The organism is Leisingera sp. M527 (assembly GCF_025141525.1).
Classification (GTDB): Bacteria; Pseudomonadota; Alphaproteobacteria; order Rhodobacterales; family Rhodobacteraceae; genus Leisingera.
On record NZ_CP081037.1, the window covers coordinates 2,336,591 to 2,351,321 of the forward strand.

At 58.6% G+C, this 14,731-nt stretch carries 15 protein-coding genes and 4 pseudogenes; 11 read left to right on the forward strand and 8 right to left on the reverse strand.

Going from position 1 to position 14,731, the window contains the following annotated elements; genetic code table 11:
- Positions 1-24 precede the first annotated feature (24 nt).
- A pseudogene (locus K3555_RS11595) lies at positions 25-738 on the forward strand (integrase core domain-containing protein); the annotation flags it as partial.
- Between the two features lie 56 nt (positions 739-794).
- Here K3555_RS11595 and K3555_RS11600 read toward each other — a convergent pair.
- Positions 795-1,654: pseudogene (locus K3555_RS11600) on the reverse strand (IS5 family transposase); the annotation flags it as partial.
- Positions 1,599-2,357 carry a transposase gene (locus tag K3555_RS11605; RefSeq protein ID WP_260005215.1) on the reverse strand — a complete coding sequence of 253 codons (759 nt, stop codon included), beginning with the start codon at positions 2,355-2,357 and terminating at the stop codon, positions 1,599-1,601. The gene K3555_RS11605 and the pseudogene K3555_RS11600, both read right to left, overlap by 56 nt.
- Positions 2,358-2,736: 379 nt before the next feature.
- On the opposite strand from K3555_RS11605, the gene queC reads away from it, so the two are divergent.
- The 6 genes from queC to K3555_RS11635 are packed head-to-tail and all read left to right on the forward strand — an operon-like array spanning position 2,737 to position 5,914.
- Positions 2,737-3,438 carry a 7-cyano-7-deazaguanine synthase QueC gene (gene queC, locus K3555_RS11610; protein ID WP_259993779.1) on the forward strand — a complete coding sequence of 234 codons (702 nt, stop codon included), beginning with the start codon at positions 2,737-2,739 and terminating at the stop codon, positions 3,436-3,438.
- Positions 3,438-3,803: a 6-carboxytetrahydropterin synthase QueD gene (gene queD, locus K3555_RS11615; RefSeq protein WP_260005216.1), complete on the forward strand. Its 366-nt coding sequence runs from the start codon at positions 3,438-3,440 to the stop codon at positions 3,801-3,803. Before queC ends, queD begins: the two co-directional genes overlap by 1 nt.
- Positions 3,800-4,507, forward strand: a complete 708-nt coding sequence (gene queE / locus K3555_RS11620; RefSeq protein ID WP_260005218.1) for a 7-carboxy-7-deazaguanine synthase QueE — start codon at positions 3,800-3,802, stop codon at positions 4,505-4,507. The genes queD and queE overlap by 4 nt, the downstream gene beginning before the upstream one ends.
- A gap of 16 nt (positions 4,508-4,523) precedes the next feature.
- The gene (gene queF, locus K3555_RS11625; protein WP_259985085.1) at positions 4,524-4,988 is read left to right on the forward strand and encodes a preQ(1) synthase; all 465 of its coding nucleotides are present in this window, start codon (positions 4,524-4,526) and stop codon (positions 4,986-4,988) included.
- A complete protein-coding gene (locus K3555_RS11630) occupies positions 4,985-5,206 on the forward strand; it encodes a hypothetical protein (RefSeq protein ID WP_260005220.1) in 222 nt (73 codons plus the stop codon). The genes queF and K3555_RS11630 overlap by 4 nt, the downstream gene beginning before the upstream one ends.
- Positions 5,207-5,227: 21 nt before the next feature.
- Complete coding sequence (locus K3555_RS11635) at positions 5,228-5,914, forward strand: hypothetical protein (protein WP_259985087.1); 687 nt, start codon at positions 5,228-5,230, stop codon at positions 5,912-5,914.
- Here the strand turns inward: K3555_RS11635 and K3555_RS11640 are convergent.
- Positions 5,891-6,640 (reverse strand): helix-turn-helix transcriptional regulator, encoded by a 750-nt coding sequence (locus K3555_RS11640; protein ID WP_259993786.1) that lies wholly within the window; start codon positions 6,638-6,640, stop codon positions 5,891-5,893. The genes K3555_RS11635 and K3555_RS11640 overlap by 24 nt on opposite strands.
- 85 nt (positions 6,641-6,725) lie before the next feature.
- Between K3555_RS11640 and K3555_RS11645 the strand changes: the two genes are divergently transcribed.
- Positions 6,726-7,292, forward strand: a complete 567-nt coding sequence (locus K3555_RS11645; protein ID WP_260005222.1) for a GPW/gp25 family protein — start codon at positions 6,726-6,728, stop codon at positions 7,290-7,292.
- 102 nt (positions 7,293-7,394) lie between these two features.
- Here K3555_RS11645 and K3555_RS24995 read toward each other — a convergent pair whose 3' ends face one another.
- The 4 genes and pseudogenes from K3555_RS24995 to K3555_RS11660 all read right to left on the reverse strand — a co-directional run.
- Positions 7,395-7,577: a hypothetical protein gene (locus K3555_RS24995; protein WP_409201696.1), complete on the reverse strand. Its 183-nt coding sequence runs from the start codon at positions 7,575-7,577 to the stop codon at positions 7,395-7,397.
- Positions 7,578-7,583: 6 nt separating this feature from the next.
- On the reverse strand, positions 7,584-7,967 hold the full coding sequence (locus tag K3555_RS11650; protein ID WP_260005223.1) for a transposase: 384 nt from the start codon (positions 7,965-7,967) through the stop codon (positions 7,584-7,586).
- A gap of 48 nt (positions 7,968-8,015) precedes the next feature.
- Positions 8,016-8,765, reverse strand: a pseudogene (locus K3555_RS11655) (IS3 family transposase); the annotation flags it as partial.
- A pseudogene (locus tag K3555_RS11660) lies at positions 8,760-8,990 on the reverse strand (transposase); the annotation flags it as partial. The pseudogenes K3555_RS11660 and K3555_RS11655, both read right to left, overlap by 6 nt.
- Between K3555_RS11660 and K3555_RS11665 the strand changes: the two are divergent.
- From K3555_RS11665 to K3555_RS11675, 3 genes are all read left to right on the forward strand, one after another.
- On the forward strand, positions 8,953-9,207 hold the full coding sequence (locus tag K3555_RS11665) for a DUF4376 domain-containing protein (RefSeq protein ID WP_260005224.1): 255 nt from the start codon (positions 8,953-8,955) through the stop codon (positions 9,205-9,207). The pseudogene K3555_RS11660 and the gene K3555_RS11665 overlap by 38 nt on opposite strands.
- A gap of 177 nt (positions 9,208-9,384) precedes the next feature.
- Complete coding sequence (locus K3555_RS11670; RefSeq protein WP_260005203.1) at positions 9,385-10,272, forward strand: site-specific integrase; 888 nt, start codon at positions 9,385-9,387, stop codon at positions 10,270-10,272.
- A gap of 12 nt (positions 10,273-10,284) precedes the next feature.
- Positions 10,285-11,478 (forward strand): IS91 family transposase, encoded by a 1,194-nt coding sequence (locus tag K3555_RS11675; protein ID WP_260005205.1) that lies wholly within the window; start codon positions 10,285-10,287, stop codon positions 11,476-11,478.
- Positions 11,479-12,068: 590 nt separating this feature from the next.
- Here the strand turns inward: K3555_RS11675 and K3555_RS11680 are convergent.
- Entirely contained in the window at positions 12,069-14,477 is a 2,409-nt protein-coding gene (locus K3555_RS11680; RefSeq protein ID WP_260005228.1) for a protein kinase domain-containing protein, read from the reverse strand.
- Between the last annotated feature and the right edge of the window lie 254 nt (positions 14,478-14,731).

The window sequence follows — 14,731 nt, forward strand, 5'->3', positions numbered from 1 at the left end:
CGCAACATGCTCTGGGTCAGCGATTTCACCTATGTTGCCACCTGGAAGGGGTTCACCTATGTCGCCGCTCGCCATTGTCCTCGGACCAATGGCGCCTTCAATGGCTCGCTTATCGATGCCTATGCCCGCAAGATCGTTGGCCCCCTCTCGGCAGATTTGGCTTTGCCAAATCGCCTGCCGGTCAATGGGTCGTGTCAGCACCTCGGCGCATGCCGGGTTCGTTCTCCCCTCTCGCACATGCTTCGCATGCGCCTGCCGGGCAATGGATGCTCTGGAGCAGGCTGTTCACGAGCGGCGGCCGACAAAGGCGATGGGGCTTGTTCATCACTCCGGCCGCCGTTCTCGGCGATCCTGGCATCGCCTGTCACGCAGTGGGTCAGCCAATACCTTTCGATCAAATACACAGAGCGGTTGGGCGAAGCCGGTATCGAGCCCTCTGCGGGCAGCGTTGGAGACAGCTATGAGTTCAAGCAGATCCGCGCAGCGGATCAAATGATCCGGGGGGATCATTTGAAGGCGCAGAACGCCCTGGCCGAGACGATCAACGGTTTGTTCAAAGCCGAGGTCATTCACCGCCGCGGCCCTTGGCGCAACTTCGAAGACGTGGAATACGCAACGCTCGAATGGGTGGATTGGTTCAACAACCGCCGCCTGCTTGAACCCATTGGGAACATCCCGCCGGCAGAAGCAGAGGCCCATTTCTACGCCGCTCTGGAAACTGAGGACATTGCCGCGTAACTAACTGAAATCAGTCTCCGGCAAACCCGGTGCGGTTCATGGGCATCATTAGGTCCTGTTGACAACTGGCGAAACCAAATGCGGATAGATGTGATATCAACGAAGCCGAGGTAGCTTTCAGCGGTTTTGTCGTATCGCGTGGCGACGCGGCGGGCATTTTTGAGTTTGTTGAAGCACCGTTCAACCATGTTTCTCAGCCTATTTAGCCCACGATCCACGCCGACCCGCATCTTCCGTGTCTTGCGCATTGGGATTTGGGTGAGAATACCGCGCTGGCTCATGGCTTTGCGAATGCGATCAGCGTCATAGCCCCGGTCAGCGAGCAGCCCCCGGGGTTCGGGGAGGTTGTCCGCCATCACAAGATCAAAACCCAGATAGTCCGATGTTTGCCCCGGTGTGATGTCTGTTCTCATTGGTAGCCCATGGGCGTTGACGCGGAGGTGGATCTTGGTCTTGAACCCACCTCTTGAACGGCCAAAACCTTGTCTCGGAGTCCCCCTTTTGCGCCCGCCGCCTCCCTCTCGGGACATTGCCGGCGCAATGCCCTGCCGGGCAGTGGATGGTGGGCTCGAATAACAGTGCTGTCCACTGCCCGGAAGGCGGCTGTGCCGCCGAGAGGGAGCATTTGCAGTGCGTCTGGGACAGCTCCGCTTTGGTTCAATGCCTCAAGAATATCCTCCCAAAGACCCGCCAATGTCCAACGCCGGAATTGCCGGTAAACGCTGGACCATTTGCCGAACTCTTCGGGCAAGTCCCGCCAGGGCGATCCGGTGCGTGCGATCCAGAATATCCCATCTAAAACAAGGCGATGATTGGTCGGCTTGCGCCCATTTGGAGCGCGGGCAGCAAGAATGAAGTGTTCAAACAGCGACCATTCCTCGTCGCTCGTCAGGTCTCGGGGCAAGCGGATCTCCATAGCAGATACCAGCTTGAATCACGGCAGAGCGCCAGTGTGACCCCATTTTGTCAACACGCCCTAGTCTGCAAACATTGTCATCCTTGGCCAGATCACGAATGCGCTTCTCCTGCCGCGCCAGTTGCTCGCGCAAAACAACTCTGGCCGACAGGATTGGCTCTACCGCTGTTTCCAGCATGACATTGCCGTCGGCAAGCTCGCGTACACGGGCTTCGTAATTACCCTTGCTGACAGTGCCGATCTTGAGGCCAAAGTTGCGAAGCAACCCATGAACGGACAGTTCAAGATTAATAATCCCTTGTTTGAGTGCCTTGCGCGAACTCAGCAAAGCCCGCGTTTCCTGGGAAGAAACCGACTTGCAATGAACGGCTCGAAACCAGCCCATTTGCAACAACCGTGCAATCCCTTCCGCGTCCCTCCGGCCGGTCTTGATCGGCATCGCCTTCAATGCGCCTTTGACCTGGCGGGTTTCCATCAGGACAGCCACGATACCAGCATCGGCTAAACCTTTATGCAGCCACTGGGACAACGGCCCGGCTTCGAGGCCAATTCTTGATATGCCGTACTGCAAATTTTGGACAAAGCGCACAAGAGCTTCCGGCTCGCTGGCTTCTGTTGCCTCAACTACAATCTTCCCATGTTCGGTGACGACGCAAATTGCGGTATTTGCCAGTGAGACATCCAATCCGATAAATACATTCATGTTATTGCCCTTCTATTCTCCGGAATTGGGGCGCGCGTAAATGCAAGACCCCGCAGACACGCGGTAGCGTATCAAGGGCAATGACACTCTGTCTCAAACCTATCAGACACCTCTGACGCCGGAGAATCATGCAACGCCCCATTACGGTATCTTGGGAGGGTGCGAAGGCGCCTTCGTCATGCTGAAAGCATGCCTCCGGCATGACAGGAAAGTCAGGTGCGGGCCGTGCCTCTGGCCCGGCCAAAAGACATTTTCAAGAATCTCCAACATCACCTGCAATAAGTGCGCTATCCGCCCGCCTCTTGCGCGATACCACCCGCAGCGCTATATGCGCCGCACCGGTCGCAGCCTACCCGGTCACCAAAACAAGGGTACAAACATGAAGACTATCGTTATCTGCTCGGGCGGGCTGGATTCCGTTTCGCTTGCCCATATGGTTGCTGATGAACATCAGCTGACCCGCCTTGTCTCCTTTGATTACGGCCAGCGCCACAAGAAGGAGCTCGACTATGCCGCCGCCGCCGCTGAGCGGCTTGGCGTGCCGCATGACATCATCGACATGCGCGGTATCGGCGCAGCCCTTTCCGGCTCTGCCCTGACGGATGATATCGACGTGCCGGACGGCCATTACGAAGAAGAATCCATGAAGGTTACCGTGGTGCCGAACCGCAACGCCATCATGCTGACAATCGCCTATGGCATCGCTGCCGCCAATGGCGATGAGGCCGTGGCCACGGCAGTGCATGGCGGCGATCACTTCATCTATCCAGACTGCCGCCCGGCCTTCACCGAAGCGTTTGATGCCATGCAACGCGCCGCGCTGGATGGCTATGCGGACGTGCGGCTCTACACGCCGTTTGTACACCGCTCCAAGGCCGACATTGTGACCGCCGGTGCCAAGCACAATACCCCCTTTGCCGATACCTGGTCCTGCTACAAGGGCGGCGACAAGCACTGCGGCCGCTGCGGCACCTGCGTCGAGCGGCGCGAGGCATTTCATCTGGCGGACATCGCAGATCCGACGGACTACGCCGACCCCGAGTTCTGGCAGCAGGCGATTGCCGCCAAGGACGGTGCCTGATGTTCCGGATCACCAAGGAGTTCCATTTCTCCGCCTCGCATCAGCTGACGCATCTGCCGTCCGGCCACCAATGCGCCCGGCTGCATGGGCACAACTACGTGGTGGTGGTGGAACTTGCGGCCAAGGAGCTGAACGCGGATGGCTTTGTGCGCGACTATCACGAGCTGAAGCCGCTGAAAGAATACATCGACGGAACCTTTGACCACCAGCACCTGAACGACGTGCTGGAAGGCCATTCAACGGCTGAAAACATGGCCAAGCATTTCTATGACTGGTGCCATGCGCGCTGGCCGGAGGTTACTGCCGTGAAGGTTTCCGAAACCCCCAAAACCTGGGCGGAATACAGGCCGGAGTACCGGCCATGACCCTGCGCATCGCGGAAATTTTCGGCCCCACGATCCAGGGCGAAGGCGCATTGATTGGGGAGCCTACGGTGTTTGTCCGTGCCGGCGGCTGTGATTACCGCTGTTCCTGGTGCGACAGCATGCATGCGGTGGACAGCGCCAACCGCCACGACTGGGCGGTGATGGCGCCAGAGGAAGTCATGGGCGAGGTGCGCCGCCTGTCCGGCGGCAAGCCATTGACGGTGTCGATCTCGGGCGGCAATCCGGCGATCCAGGACTTCGCCCCGGTGATCGCCTACGGCAAGACCGAGGGCTACCGCTTTGCCTGCGAGACCCAAGGCTCTGTCAGCAAGCCGTGGTTTGCAGACCTTGATACGCTGGTGCTCAGTCCGAAACCGCCCTCCAGCGGCGAGACCGTGGATTGGAAGGCTTTTGATCAATGCCTGGAGGCGGCCCGGGGCTGCGGCCAGGCGGTGATGAAGATCGTGATCTTTGACGACAGGGATTACGCCTGGGCCAAGGCCGCGGCAGAGCGCCACCCGGAACTGCCGCTGTATCTGCAGCCCGGCAACCCGGAAGTCGATCCCGAGCTGCCGGTCGATCTGAACCAGGCCACCGAGCGCCTTTTGTGGCTGATTGAAAAAGTGACCGGCGACGGCTGGTTCACCCCCCGCGTCCTGCCCCAGCTGCATGTGCTGGTCTGGGGCAACAAACGCGGCGTCTGAACATAGGAACCCTGACATGTCTGACAGCATCTACAGCAATCTGAAACAGCTGGGCGGCGATACCGTGGTGCCGGCCAGCCCGGAACAGGCGGAACTGGAACGGGTGCAGAACCCGCAGGCCGACACGGCCTATAACGTGCGCTTCACCGCGCCGGAGTTCACCTCCCTTTGCCCGATGACCGGCCAGCCGGATTTTGCCCATCTGGTGATCGACTACGTACCCGGTGAGTGGCTGGTGGAAAGCAAATCGCTGAAGCTTTTCCTGACCTCCTTTCGCAATCACGGCGCCTTTCACGAGGATTGCACGGTCTCCATCGCCCGCCGGCTGGCGGACTTCCTGCAGCCGCAATGGCTGCGCATCGGCGGTTACTGGTATCCGCGCGGCGGCATTCCGATTGATGTGTTCTGGCAAACCGGCCCGATGCCTGAGGGCGTCTGGATCCCCGACCAAGGCGTGCCCCCCTACCGCGGCCGCGGTTGACACAACCAAAAGCATCTTTGACACGGTTCAGCCCGGCGGCGCAGTTGCCGGGCTTTTTCTATTTAAAACAAGCGATACCCATTCCAGGCCGCCGGAATGCAAGCGGTGGAGAGTTCAGTTTGAATTTCAAACAATTTACCGCAAAAGTAGTTAAGATTTTAGTGAACCTGCACTCTGAGGCGGCGTCAGGAGACGATCCGGGCTATCCGGATACATAATTTTTATGACGGGGGACCTTTATGAACTTTCTGGATTTGGGCAAAACGCTTTCGGGGTATTTGAACGCGCTTTCGCAGGCCGGCCTTCAGGTCGAAATGTTCACGGATTTTGAGAAAGTGCCCGAGGCCGCCGCCGAAACCGGCCGCCGGTTCCAGATGCCGGGTTTTGCCATCGAACGGGCCGACCACACCCGGAACTCAGCCTTTTGGCTGTTCCTGAAGGAGGGCGACACTTACGTCGGCGGAGCGGCCTCGATGCTGCAGGACCTGGGCCGCGAAACCCTGGCTGAGTTTCTGCTGCGCACCTCGCGGCATCAGTTTCCCAACGATGCAGGCGGCGGCGTTGAAAGCGTCGCCGAACCGCTGGCGCGGGAGGTCAGCGGCCGCCTGGCCTATATCGGCGAGCTGAACTTTCTGCCCGGCCACCGCGGCAGACGGGCGGAGCGGCTGGAGCCCTTCATGCGGATCTTTCAAATCCTAGCGATCCAGAAATGGGATGTGGACTGGATCTACGCCTTCATCCCCGATCGCCACATGCAAGCCCGGCTGGACCTGGTCTACGGCTTCAGCCGGGCAATTCCGCGGGCGCAGAAGTGGCGCGATCCGGAACCGGAAGTGCGCAGCAGCACCGAATGGTTTGTCGGCGCGTCCCGGCTGGAAATGGAGCACATGCTGCAAAGCGACTTAGCCAAATTTGATGTCCTGTGAGAAATTGGCCACCATTAGCTTGCCGTCCGGCAAATATACCGGGGCCAGAACCCGCCGGTACTGCCGGGTAAAGCGGCGCCCGTTCAGCAGGTTCACGTCGATCGACGGATGGGTGATCACCGGCTCGCCGCGGCTGATCGCCTCGCTGTGCGCCAATACCAGATCAGAATTGAGCCTGTCGCTGAACCCGTTCAGGGTGCTCCGCAGCTGCTCGCTGCTTGCCACCTCAAAACAAATCGAGGCCAGGCTGGCCGGACCTGACTTGATCGGCTGAATGCGATTCTTCTCCGCATCCGGCGGGCTGAACAAGTCCACCTGATGCTGCAGCTGGTCAAAGCCTTCCAGGCGGCCGCTGTTGGCAAACCACCAGTCCAGGAAGTCCTGCAGCGACACGTCGCAGCCGCGGTACTGGCGGGAGCGGGCAGCCGATTGCAATTGAGCATTGAGAATTTCAAATGCCTTGCGTCCAGCCTCCTCCGCCCGGCGGTCCGGCAGCAGCTCGAGACCCGCAGTGTCCGACGAGAAATAGTGAAACGACACCCCCAGCCCGCGCGCCAGCGCATCCAGCATGCTCCAGCCGATTTCACGCTCGTTCTTCAGCGCGCTGTTGAAAGTGCCATAGGGGATCCCGCATTTCAGCGCCGCCTGCCGGTTGGACAGGTTCATATCCGTCAAAAGCGCGGAGATCTTTTTGTGAATAAGCGCCATATGCGTAAGATCTTTCATATTTAGCGAAACATCTTGCATAAAACGACCGGCACGGCAATGCAGTGCCCGCGTTGATCTCGGCGGCGGCTTGGAAACCCGGCTCATGCCCTGGATGACCCAGCGGGCCGCAGAAAACCATTCCTGGCGGCCGCTGGAAACAGGCGAATGGGTCAGGGTTGTCGCACCATCCGGAGATCTTCCCGAGGCCGTCCTTCCGGGCGCCATCCCGACCCGCTCCATCCCGCGGCACGGCGCGCCCGGCACCTTCCGGCTGAGCTTCGAGGTTGATGCGCATCAAGCGCGGTCGATCCTTGACATTCTGCCGACCTCCAAAAGCACGCTGGCCATGCTGCGTGACTACGGGTCCCATTTGCCTGCTGTGATCGACCAGCCGTTGAACGGCGGAACTCTGGTTGATGCCTTTCAGCCGGCGGCCGAGGCGCTGCCCCTTTGGAATCCGCGCATCAGCCTGGGCCGGGTGCAAGTTCCGGATGCCCGGCCGGGCTATGCGGAGCTGGAGCTGATCGTAAGCGGCGCCTGGAGAGCACCGGGCTTTCAGCTTGACGGCTGGAAGTTCCAGGGAAGGAGTTCGCCGGCCGGCTGGCAGGGTGACCTGCAGCGATGGCTTCGAGGGTGGCCTGGAGGGAGGCTAAGGGTGCGACGCCGCTGATCTTCGCCGTGGCGATGAGCGAAGCGATGCGGCCCCAGGCGCGGCCGCCTTCGTCGTGACCGGCAAAAAGTGCGTACTTCCTCGTCAGAGCGATCGAGCGGATCAGGTTCTCGCACCACTGCCTGGCAGGCGACTGCGCAGTGATCTGCCGAGAGGGACATTGGAGCCGATCCCGACGCGGCCGTCGCGCAGGAAGGTCTGCAGCCCGCCCCACTGGCGGTGGATGCAGGTCGGCTTCTCTCCGAGGCGGGACTTTGAGGAGATCCGGCGGCGCTGGCTTTGCAGCCACTCTCAGAGACCGGCGGCCAGCGGCGCCGTGCGGTCCTGCCGGGCCGGCAGCCGCTGGCCAGAGCCCCTGCCGCGGATCTCACCCTCGATGCAGTAGAACTCTGCAATCCGGCGCAGCCCCACCTCTCGGACGAAGTCAGGATCGAGCCGGCGCCCGGCACTCCCGCAGCCCGGAATCCGTGCCAGCTGCGCCGCCAGCCAGGCCTCCAGCTCATCAAGCAAAGGCTTTGGTCGGGTTTGGTGCAGTTGAGCGCGATCCTGCGGCGGTAGTCCGCGGGCGTCCTTTTCTACGGCATATAGCTCAGCAATCCGGCGGATCGCCTCTTCGGCAACGGCCAGTCCTTGAGATTGGAAGACGTCAACAAACTTGCGCCAGATATGCGCCATGCAGGCAACTGAACCGCACCGGGTTTGCCGGAGACTGATTTCAGTTAGTTACGCGGCAATGTCCTCAGTTTCCAGAGCGGCGTAGAAATGGGCCTCTGCTTCTGCCGGCGGGATGTTCCCAATGGGTTCAAGCAGGCGGCGGTTGTTGAACCAAACCACCCATCCGAGCGTTGCGTATTCCACGTCTTCGAAGTTGCGCCAAGGGCCGCGGCGGTGAATGACCTCGGCTTTGAACAAACCGTTGATCGTCTCGGCCAGGGCGTTCTGCGCCTTCAAATGATCCCCCCGGATCATTTGATCCGCTGCGCGGATCTGCTTGAACTCATAGCTGTCTCCAACGCTGCCCGCAGAGGGCTCGATACCGGCTTCGCCCAACCGCTCTGTGTATTTGATCGAAAGGTATTGGCTGACCCACTGCGTGACAGGCGATGCCAGGATCGCCGAGAACGGCGGCCGGAGTGATGAACAAGCCCCATCGCCTTTGTCGGCCGCCGCTCGTGAACAGCCTGCTCCAGAGCATCCATTGCCCGGCAGGCACATGCGAAGCATGTGCCTGCCGGGCACGGGGCCTTTTTGCCGGGCATCGTGGTTTTGTGCGGCTTGCCCCGGAGCGAGCTTTTGTCCGCCATTGGTCCGAGGACAATGGCGAGCGCCTTGAATACCCATGCTCTTCATCAGCCGGGCGACCGTGCAGCGGGCAACAGTGAGACCCTCCCGCTGCAATTGCCGCCAGATCTTCCGCACGCCATAGACCCGCCAGTTCTCTTCGAAAACACGCAGGATCTCGGGCCGCAGGGCATCCATCATCTGTTCCCACAACCCCGCCAGCGTCCAGCGTCGGAATTGCCGGTAAACGCTCGACCATTTGCCGAACTCGTCTGGAAGGTCGCGCCAAGGGGCACCGGTCCGGGCGATCCAGAAAATTCCATCGAGAACACGGCGGTGGTTCGTGGGTTTGCGCCCGTTCGGAGCGCGGACGGCCATGATGAAGCGCTCAAAGAACGCCCATTCCTCGTCCGACATCAGGTCTCTCCTGGAAGGCCCCGATGGCTGGATCAAGCTGACGCGCGCGGACCTGGAACAGATCACCGCTGCCGTCGCGGCCCATGTGCAGAGCTGCTTTGATGCGGAAGAAGCCGTGGAGGCGCAGATCGCCGCACTCAGCGATGCGGATCTGGCCGGGTTTGCTGTGCGGGCCGCATTTGATGCAGCCATGGCCGGCCCTGCTGCTGAAAGCTAAAACAAACCGCCTCCCGGAAACGGGAGGCCCGGGCCGGTTGCAGCCCATGGACGAAGCCGCTCCGCGGCATTGGCGCGGGTGGCTGATGTTCAGCGATGATCTGACAGTGGTGCATTTGGGGAACGGCATTTCTGCCTGACGATTGAGCCCTTCTCAATCATCAGACAGGAGGCTCCCATGACAGAGGAGAGATCAACCCCGCTTCGAGAGCGGATGATCGAGGACATGCGCATCCGCGGGATGGGCGACAAGGCGCAGAAAGCGCATATCCGGGCGGTCAAGGATTTCGCCATTTTCCTCGGGCACCCGCCGGATACCGCCTCACCGGAGGAACTCCGCGCCTATCAACTGCACATGACGGATACAGGGGTCACGCCGGCGACTTTCAACGCCAGGATCGTGGCGCTCAGATTCTTCTTCGGCATGACCTGCGGGCGCGAGGAGATGAAGCGCTACATGCAGTTCCGCACCCAGCCCAGGAGGTTGCCTGTAGTCTTCAGCGTTGAAGAGGTATCGGACATCCTGATGGCGGCGCCGGGGCCCGGGCTCAAATACCGTGCCGCGCTCAGCATTTCCTACGGCGCGGGGCTGCGGGCCGCCGAGGTCTGTAACCTCAAGATCGGCGATATCGACAGCAACCGGATGCTGATCCATGTCGAACAGGGCAAAGGGCGGAAGGACCGGAAGGTGATGCTGTCACCCGGGCTTCTGAGCTTGCTGCGCGACTACTGGCGCGAGGCGCGGCCGGAGGGCTGGCTGTTCCCCGGCAAGCCGAAGATCAACCCGCTGTCGCCACGGCAGCTGAACCGCGCCTTCACGTCAGCGAAGAACATGGCCGGCATCAAAAAGGCCGCCACTCTGCATACCCTGCGGCACAGCTTTGCGACGCATCTGCTGGAGGCCAACACCGATGTCCGGGTCATCCAGGTGCTGCTCGGCCATGCCAAGCTGAGCACGACGGCCCAATACACCCATGTCGCCACCAAGACGATCCGTGACACGGTCAGCCCCTACGAGATGCTGGAGCAGTTGCAGGATCAGACAATCAAGCGAAGCCTGAAGTGACGGGGCACTGGGGTGTCCCGCCCGGGGCTGGAGATTGCTGATATATTCCGTGCCCATGGTGCCGCGTGGCGGCGGGCCAATGCAGGGCATGTCAGCCTGACCCAGCTCAAGGTGATGTCGGCAATCGAAGCCTGCCGGACCGAAGCGCTCGGCGGGCATGTGGCCGGGTGCGCCAAATGCGGCCATCGCCACATCGCCTACAATTCCTGCAAGAACCGGCACTGCCCGAAGTGCCAAGGGCCAGCGGCGCGCGACTGGATGGAAGCCCGCGCCGAGGACCTGCTGCCCGTGGAGTATTTCCACGTGGTCTTCACCCTGCCCGCAGAGATCGCCCGGATCGCCTCCTGGAACAAGCGGGCGGTCTACGGTCTGCTGTTCCGGGCGTCGGCACAAACGGTCATGACCATCGCAGCGGACTCCAAGCGCCTTGGTGCTCGGGTGGGCATGACCAGCGTGCTGCATACCTGGGGATCGGCGCTGACCCATCACCCCCACATCCATATGATCGTTCCCGGTGGCGGCCTGTCTCTGGACGGCGCGAGATGGATTGCCTGCAAGCCCGGGTTCTTCCTGCATGTGCGGGTCCTGTCGCGCTTGTTCCGGCGGCTGTTTCTGGAGGGGCTGATGGCGCTTCACCGCGCCGGGGAGCTGGCCTTCTTCGGCGACCTGGAACCGCTGGCGCAGGCCGATGCCTTCGCAGAGTGGCTGGCTCCTTTGCGCAAGTCCGAATGGGTGGTCTATGCCAAACCGCCCTTCGGAGGCCCGGAAGCCGTTCTCGCCTATCTCAGCCGGTACACCCACCGGGTGGCCATCTCGAACGCACGCCTCGTCAGCGCCGACGCAGGCACCGTGGCATTCCGTTGGAAGGACTACAGGATCAAGCGCGGCGACAGGCAGAAAGTCATGCGTTTGGCCACGCCCGAGTTCATCCGCCGCTTCCTGATCCACGTCCTGCCCGCTGGTTTCCACCGCATCCGGCACTACGGCTTGCTCGCCTCAGCGCAGCGCAAGGCCAACATCGCCCGGTGCCGTGCCCTGCTCGGGACAAGGTGCCCGGCTCAAGAACCGCCAGAAGCCGCCGAGGTTCTCCCGCTCACCCTGCGTGAGCCATGCCCGTGCTGTGGCGGAACAATGCATATCATCGAGATCTTCCGGCGCGGGCAAAAACCCCGGTCGCGCGCGCCACCGCGGAAGGAGGCGGCATGACGAAACGCCCGTCATTCCGGTATTGTGAACACCGGGCATCCGCAGCCGCCCGGCTGTCTCCATTTACGCCTGTACTCTCCTGCAAGCTCAGAACCACGCCGAAACGCCGCTTTCGTCGCAGCAATTGTCCGGAGGCCCCCGTTAAGAGCATCCCAACCGGCATCGGAATGCCTCCGGCTTGGCCGCTGGCTCCAACCGCAGACCCCGCCGTCTGCGCTCTTTCCCCATAGACAGCCCCAAGAGTCCCGCGGCTTCCACCTTGGGAGGTTTTCCAACGCGGGCCGATGTCGCGCCAAGCCGCACCCTCACACCGCGGCCCGCATCAGAAAACCTTCACCATACCTGCCGTTGGGTCTGGTTTTCGAATTCTGCGATTACAGACCGCACTGTGGATGTTCGTAAGCGTCCGATGAACCCGACCTAACGCGGCCCTCTACAAGACGTGGATAGACATGTCAGCTTTCAACAAGATGCTGCGTCATGAAAAACGCTTCAATGAAATGACAGCTATAATGGATGCATTGAAAAGTATTAGTGATGGGCGCTGATGCGCCCGTCAACATTCAGCTGAAGTCCAGAAATTACATGTTTCATCCAATATTAGACATAAGCTCGTTGATAACTTGGCGAATGCTGTGAATAGATTTTTCATGATTAGTCAAAAGCTCTCTAACCGGTATCCTAGCTTCTATCGAACGGCTATGATGGCCTCCCCCCTTTTCACACTGCCACCCCTGCTGTTGAAGAGACGAATTTATTCGCGCGACAAGTTCACCAAGTTTGCCGCCAAAGTTCTTTCTATCCGAACCGTCATCTCGCTGCCGCGTAAAGGACAGAACTAGCAACTGACCCTTGGGTCGAAAAGAGAGTGAAAGGTCGATCAAACGAGGTGTCAAAATTTTCCCTGCTATGGCATCCTCACTCCATTCGTAATCATAGCCTATGTCACAAAGGATTTTCTCGACGAAAAGGTCTGGGTCTACGGCTGTCCACTTTTCGCCAATTGCGGACGCAGTCATTTCCAACTCAGTCAGAACAGTTCTGAGGTCTGGACGCTTGTCTGGATCTTCTGATGTCATCGCAATTATTAGCCGTGTCATCCTTTCGGCAATCAGTTGCTCCCGAAGCCGCGACCCCACCTTGGATTTAACATACTGCCTCCAATTTTCCCTCTGCGCACCCCCATCTGGAGGAGAAGCCCCAGAAAGAACGTACAAAATAGTCATCCCATACATATAGACATCGGTCTTTGCAGTTCGTGGACTATCAGAATTTACAAAGTTCCGCTGCTCGGGCGCATAGAAACCCACTTCATCAGCAGAAATTGATTTTGTATTTCCGCTGCTCAACTTATGCCATGACATGTCAAAGTTGATAAACCTCACGTTCGCTTCAACTAGATCTGCCAACTCACATCCGACATATGCCTTTTCGAAAATAATGTTATTTGGTTTCAGGTCTCGATGGAGAACTCCGCCTTCTGACTGATGACAGGTTAATAACGATTCCCCAATCCTTGTAGACACGTCGAGCCACTTTTCTTGAATAACCTCCCGTGCCGAGCCCATGTGTTCAGCGAGTGTAGCGCCCTCAACAAACTCCATTGCTACTGCCATGGGGACATTCGTGTGGAAAAAGTATGTGGGGGCAACTTTCTTATTCTCCCTGCTCAGGAAATAGAGGGATTCGATACCGCGACGAAAACTGGAACGCTCTACATCATCTTTTAATGCCTGCCCACTAAGCGCTTTTATCGCACACAGCGTGTTTCCATCACCCCGCAAGCCAAGCCAAACATTTGAAGATTTTGATGCACTTAGCTTTGAAGTAATGGTGACGCCTTCGATCGAGTTGTAGGGTTTCGTAGTGCCAAGTATTGAGCACAACTCAAAAGGAACTTCAAACTCTCGAGCAAATGCGTTTACAAGTTTTCCATCGAATCCGCTCTCTTGGCCAATCGCCTCAAAAAGGCGATCCACTGATTGCGCCGTTTCCGCTGGATTGGAGGCAGCATTTTTTATCACCTCCTCTTTCTTGGGAACCTCTGTGGAGTTTGAACGCGGTCGTTCGGGAAGAACCACCTGCTCATCTCGAGATTTAAAGCTCTCAATATCGTCGAGAATGGAGCATATCACAGGCGAGTGAACTCTTTGCCCTTCGTCCGTAGTTTCCGGAATGTAGTTTATCACTCGAACGCCGACTGATTGCGCCCACTTATAAGCATCAGGTTTTATTTCGGGAGCAATCCAAAAGTGATCTTGCAGTAGTTTCGCATTATTGATCTCCTCAATAATCGGCGAAATCGCCCCATCCATAATGTTAATGCCAACAAAAACAACGTTGTAGTTCTCAAATATGTTTCGCACAAAGGCGCGATAGTCGCCCCGCTCGAAGCTACTGAATAAGCGCTCTCTTTCCGATTTGTTCATCACCCATGTGCTACGGCTTGAATGAACACCATGAAGATGTAGAAGAACTGGAAAATTTCTGGCAAAATACGTCTTGCTGTCAATTACCGAAGTGCCGGGGTACTCGAAGATTTTCGCACCAGAAGGTTTAAAAGCGGTATCGTAGGCGCGCCTCAACAAACCATCGATGTTGAGCGTGGCAATTTGTCCAGCGTTGCGCATTTTCCACATCTTAATGTAAGAACGCGGGATCTCGCAGTTCTCAAGAAGTTCATCCGAGAACTCTTCCGCCAGAAAGTCCTCGTAATCTTGCCGCCAGTGCTTCTCTGCGAGATCGAATAGCTGCCAATAATCTCTACTCTTGAGGCTTGCTTCAAGCTCATGAAACTCCGCCAGAAGGTTGTCATCCATTGCCGATGTCGGTGTTGCATCATCGATCCGTCGAAAGAGTTTCTCAGCAAGTTCGCCCCATGTTGGAATTCCGACTTCGGCACTACCCCCGGCTCCCACGAAGAACACCGTTCGTTTTGACGCTTCCGCGTATCTTTTGCACAGAATTTTGAGATTCGCTTGGGTGTGATCGTACGGCACTATTCTAAGGCTCCTATTCAATGTGGCTCAACCTAAGAGGGCGCTTCATTGCTATCAAGCGGATAAGTCACTTTCCCCATTTGGAGAGCCGTTTTTTGTCTCCGCCGGTTAACGGGCTGTCGCTTTGCGTCTGATGGGGCCGTTTCCTGCGGTAGTCGGAAGTTAGACTTGTTGCGGTAGACGAAAGCCACCAGCACCATCCACTTGAACATCTGGAACACTACTTCTTGCTCGAGACCTCGCGCGTGAATGTC